Origin of the sequence: Phormidium sp. CCY1219 (assembly GCF_035615515.1) — a bacterium.
GTDB lineage: Bacteria > Cyanobacteriota > Cyanobacteriia > Cyanobacteriales > Laspinemataceae > CCY1219.
The window spans coordinates 1-4,965 of sequence record NZ_JAJENT010000169.1 but is presented as its reverse complement, the minus strand read 5'-3'; the positions used below and the strand labels follow the sequence as shown (position 1 = coordinate 4,965).

Genomic DNA, 4,965 nt, shown 5'->3' with positions numbered 1-4,965 from the left:
GGGGCTTGGTAAGACTTTATTTTCCCAAGCTCACCTGACCAGAAGACCAGACTTATCTAAGTTTGGTAGCCATGAAGTTTAACCCCAATCAACCGATCGCTCCACCATGAACCATCAACCCTCCACCCTCAATCACGCACCGGCACCGAGGACGATAACCATCCGCGATCGCCCCTTCCACTGGGGTCAGCGCACCTATCTGATGGGGGTGCTTAACGTCACCCCAGATAGTTTCAGCGATGGAGGGCTGTTCGATCGCCCGGAATCGGCTTTGGCTCAGGCTAGGCATTTAATCGCTTCCGGTGCCGATATTCTCGATATCGGCGGTCAATCCACCAGACCAGGTGCCACCGAGGTGCCCCTGGACGAAGAACGCGATCGCGTGGTACCCATTATCCAAGCCCTACGCCGCGATCGCGGCTGCAATCTGCCGATTTCGGTAGATACCAACCGATCGCAGGTGGCAAAAGCGGCGATCGAAGCCGGTGCGGATCTCGTCAACGATGTCAGCGGCGGTACTGCAGACCCGGAAATGCTCTCGGTGGTCAGCGAGTTGAAGGTTCCGTTTGTATTGATGCACATGCGCGGGACGCCGCAAACCATGCAGCAACTCACCGACTATGGAGATTTAATCGGCGAGATTAGCGCATTGTTCGCCCGTCAAATCGCCTCCGCGATCGCCGCCGGCATTCCGCGACACCAGATTATCCTCGATCCGGGGATCGGGTTTGCCAAAACCTACGACCATAACCTGACACTGCTCAGAGAACTCTGTGCCTTTCGGTCCTTTGGTCTTCCCCTGCTTGTCGGTCCGTCGCGCAAAAGCTTTATCGGTCGCATCCTCGAGCGAAGCGACCCCAAACAACGAGTCTGGGGGACCGCTGCGACTTGTTGTGCCGCGATCGCCGCCGGTGCGGACATTATCCGCGTTCACGACATCCCTGAAATGCACGATGTCTGTCGCGTCGCCGATGCCATTTATCGCCCTTAAAGCAGGTGTTAGCCCTTGAGAATTGAGAATTGAGAATTAAGAAATAAAAACCAACATCTCAATTCTCAATTCCCCCCAGACCCCGATCCATTCCCCGAATTCCCTCCAGACGGCGGATTCCCTCCAGACGGCGGATTCCCCCCAGAAGGCGGATTCCCCCCCGGCGGAAAATTCCCATTCGGAAACAACGTATTTGAATTAACCGGCGTTTGCATCAACTCCGCTAAGGCATCGGACATTGCCTTCGGATCCATAAAAATTACTTTAGAATTCGGACTTTTGCTCAATTCCTGACTGGCATCCATATACCGTTTGGCAATCAAATATTTCAGCACTTCTTCACTGCTCATTTGTGGGCTTAAAGACTTTAAAATAAGCTGCACCGATTCGGCGGTGGCTTCTGCTTCTAAAATCGCCGCCCGTTTTTGGATTTCTGCCGCCCGTTGCTTTTCCATCGATTCCAGTACCCGAGTAGGCGGATCTAAATCTTGGACTTCCACGCGCAACACTTTAATTCCCCATCCTGAAGTTGCCTCGTCTAGATTTTTTAACACTCGTTTATTGATTTCATCCGTGGAATAAAAGGTCTCTTCTAACTCCATGTGGCCGATAGTCGATCGCAAGGTGGTGAGCACTAAATTTTTAATAGCCAAATTAATGTTATTAATTTCATAATATGCCTTTTCTAAATCCATAATTTTCCAATAGACCACCGCATCCACTTGGATGGCCACATTATCGCGGGTGATGGCACTTTGGGGCGGAACGTCCAAAACCTGCTCTCGAACCGTATCTTCTACCACCAGACTTTCTAAATAAGGCCAGACAAAATTAATTCCCGGGTCGAGTTTGCGGTTGAATTTACCAAATCGTTCCACCAAGGCTTCATCCCCTTGATTGATGACTTTTAAGGCACTAATCGCGTAACCTAAAGTAAAGAGGAGGGGAACGCTCAACGCAAATAAGCTATCCATAAATGATGTTTTCCAAGGATAAAAAGGGGGAATGTGGCTAATTACGATCGTAGGGCGGCGATCGCGGCAGTGGTGAAAGGAGCGATCGCCATCACTGAAACCCCCGTCAGTCCCGTTGGCTGATTTCTTCGCGACTTTCGATCCAGCGGGCCAACCTGTCGGGAAGTTCCCGATTTAGACGCAGGGCAATCTCTTCGGTAGAGAGAGATTGGGCGTAAGCTGCGGTTAAAAAAGGAGCGTAGGTTTTCGCTTCGGGAGTGTTCTGCTTGATAAATGCCAAGCTCACACCGCGAACCAGTTGGCGTAGATTTTGAGTTTCGGCGTCGCTGGGGTCTTCGGGTAAGGTGGTTTGAGTTTCCACTAAAGTGGGATTGTCCGGATCGCTGGCGCTAAAATGATTGCCGCCGATCGCGCTCACGAGATATTTTGGCTCTGGGAGTTGGCGAAACGGTGCCAGTTGATGGTCGATCGCCGGTGCCCAGGAATCATCGCTGCCACTTAACAGTAGCACGGGGGTCTGGACTTTCTCCAGTCCTTGCGGGCCAAACAGGTCTCCCACCATCGGATTGAGGGCGATCGCGCTTTTGATGCGGCGATCGCGCAAGTTGACTCGGTTTCCTTCCAATTTCCCGGCGGCACATTGCAATAAATCCGCCGGGGATTGCCCTAACTTGCGCTGCTTTTGACACACCTCGCGCAAATGGGGTAAGTCTACTTCTGCGCCGGCTAGGGCCAAAATGCCGTATCCGCCCAAGGAATGTCCGATCGCCACAGTTTCTGCGGTGTTGAACTGGTTGTAAAACGTTCCGGGTTGACGGTTCAATGCCTCGAGTTCGTCGAGCACGAAGCGGATATCCCGGGGGCGATGGAGAAATTCCTCGGCTTCGATTAAATCCGTCGGATCCAAGGTGACGGGTAGCTGTTGCAACCACGCTTCGTTGCTGCCCGGGTGTTCCACACTGACCACGGTGAGACCGTGGGAGGCGAGATGGCGGGCCAGGTATTCTAAAAAGAAGCGATCGCTGGCAAATCCGTGGGACATGACCGCCAACGGTCCGGAGGAATTGGGACTGGAATAAATCTCTACCGCGATTTCCCGGTTGCGCTGGGTATCTTCCAGGGTGAGGGTTTGCGCGGAGACGGTTTGCGGGCCTTTGGCGGCGGGGTCGAAGCTGGGGTAAAACGGGTCTGTCTCCACTTCCAGGGCGGTTTCGAGGCGGGTTTTGAGGATTTGCCCTTCTAGATAGGAGAGATTCAGGCGAGAGGCGACGCCGATGATGCTGGTGGCATCCAGGGTAATGGTTTCCCCGGGTAAAGCTTTTAAAATGCCTAAGAAACTCAGACCGTTTCCTTTGCTGGCGACTAAGGCGATCGCTGCTTTCATTTCTTCGATGGTACTCTCGGGAACCAGCAGCAGCAGGGTGCGAAGTAAGCGGTTTCCTTCTGGCGATTCAAAGAGTTTATCGATAACTTCGTCGGTCATTTCCGGGTCGATTTCTACCCGTTGGGATAACACCTCTCGCAATCCGGGGGGGAAAAGGGGGCTGAGGGGTTCGAGTTGACCGGAAAGTTTGCCCGTTTTGGCATATTCTTCTAGGTCGGAAATGGCGATCGTTCCTGACCACGGACCGAGACGCAGGGTGAGTCTTTCCGCCGCAGAAGTCGGGAGTACAGATCCCGAAGCGATCGCAAAAACCGTGGCGAACAGAGGGGCGATCGCCTGGGAAATCCACCCTCTTCTCCCTCTGGTTTGATGCCTCCCCAATGGGTTGTTTGTTGAATTCATCTCCATCCTTTGATAGCGTTTCACAGTTCCCATGCCCTACCCCTAAACAGGGGCGTTTCAACTACTAGCATCGAAGCGACGCTCCCGATCCGAGTTCCCCTGTGGGAATAACTTCTGGCTTACTATTATTTTATTCCACTGACTCGTTCCCAGTATAAACTGGGCAACCCGAGCTGAGGTTCCACTTCTCCCCCGTACCTCTGCTCAATTATTGGGGTCTTTCTTTAACCCGTATTCTATTCTATCATTTTTTCGGCAATTCTTCCCTACTGTGGCCAGCAAAAATTACCCCAGATTGGCGACTTTGCGTCACGCATCCGGCGTTTGCTGGGATGGGGGATACACCGGAAAACGCCACTTTTTTACTCCTATTGTCATCGGCATTTAGGGAGAAGTTGGCAGCGGTATAGGTCGGGGAATAAAATTGAGAAAAAAACTGTTTCGGTTTACAAAATTATTCCGGTTGCGGTATAATTTAGAGTTTAAAATATCGGATGAAAAATTACTGATGTCAGCTTCTTTACCCAAAGGATTTCCCAAACCCACCGAACCGGAGGCGATCGCCGTCAAAGACTATCCCGGATATCGCGCTGTCACCTATACCTATCAGGGACAAGTACAGCAAGCGACGCGGGTGGCATTTGACCCGCTTTACAATCACATTAGCCGCAATCAAATTGCCATGACCACCCCAGTAGAAGTGCGCTATACCGATGCTTCTGCGATTCAAGTAGAAACCCCCAGTCAAGCGGAGGTTTCTTTTCTCTATCCCGATCGCGAAATTGAGCCGCAAAACATCGGTTCGGATGTGAAAGTCACGGATTATCCGCCGATGAAAGTGGTCAGTATTGGCATTCAAGGCGCTTACAGTTGGTCGAGTTACGAAACCCATTTGCAGCGCTTGCAAGGGTGGTTGCAGGCCCATCCGGAATACAAAGCGGTGGGTTGTCCCCGACGGTTGCTTTACAATTCCCCAATGACCCCAGAACCCCTAAAGCGCAGTGAAGTACAAATTGCGATCGCGCCTGTGGATTGAGGAAAAACCTGGATGATTTCCCTTTCTATTTCGGGCAAATTGTCAGCAATTAACTGCTTTTTATGGTCGATAAGCGGTTAATTATTGAACCGTTTGTTGCCGGAGGCGGAGCCTCGGGGAGGCGTTCCCAGGCTGAGCCTGGGAACGAGTTACAAAATTCATTTTTCATTCATTGACT

4 protein-coding genes are annotated in these 4,965 nt (G+C 51.8%); 2 read left to right on the top strand and 2 right to left on the bottom strand.

Annotation, left to right across the window (positions count from 1 at the left end; all coding sequences use genetic code 11):
* Positions 1 to 106: 106 nt before the first annotated feature.
* Entirely contained in the window at positions 107 to 991 is an 885-nt protein-coding gene (gene folP / locus LKK83_RS00995; protein WP_324628863.1) for a dihydropteroate synthase, read from the top strand.
* 65 nt (positions 992 to 1,056) lie between these two features.
* Here the strand turns inward: folP and LKK83_RS00990 are convergent, their stop codons facing one another.
* A complete protein-coding gene (locus tag LKK83_RS00990) occupies positions 1,057 to 1,965 on the bottom strand; it encodes an SPFH domain-containing protein (protein ID WP_324628861.1) in 909 nt (302 codons plus the stop codon).
* Positions 1,966 to 2,071: 106 nt separating this feature from the next.
* On the bottom strand, positions 2,072 to 3,751 hold the full coding sequence (locus tag LKK83_RS00985) for an alpha/beta hydrolase (RefSeq protein ID WP_324628859.1): 1,680 nt from the start codon (positions 3,749 to 3,751) through the stop codon (positions 2,072 to 2,074).
* A 508-nt stretch (positions 3,752 to 4,259) separates the two neighbouring features.
* Here LKK83_RS00985 and LKK83_RS00980 point away from each other — a divergent pair.
* Complete coding sequence (locus LKK83_RS00980) at positions 4,260 to 4,787, top strand: heme-binding protein (protein WP_324628858.1); 528 nt, start codon at positions 4,260 to 4,262, stop codon at positions 4,785 to 4,787.
* Positions 4,788 to 4,965 lie beyond the last annotated feature (178 nt).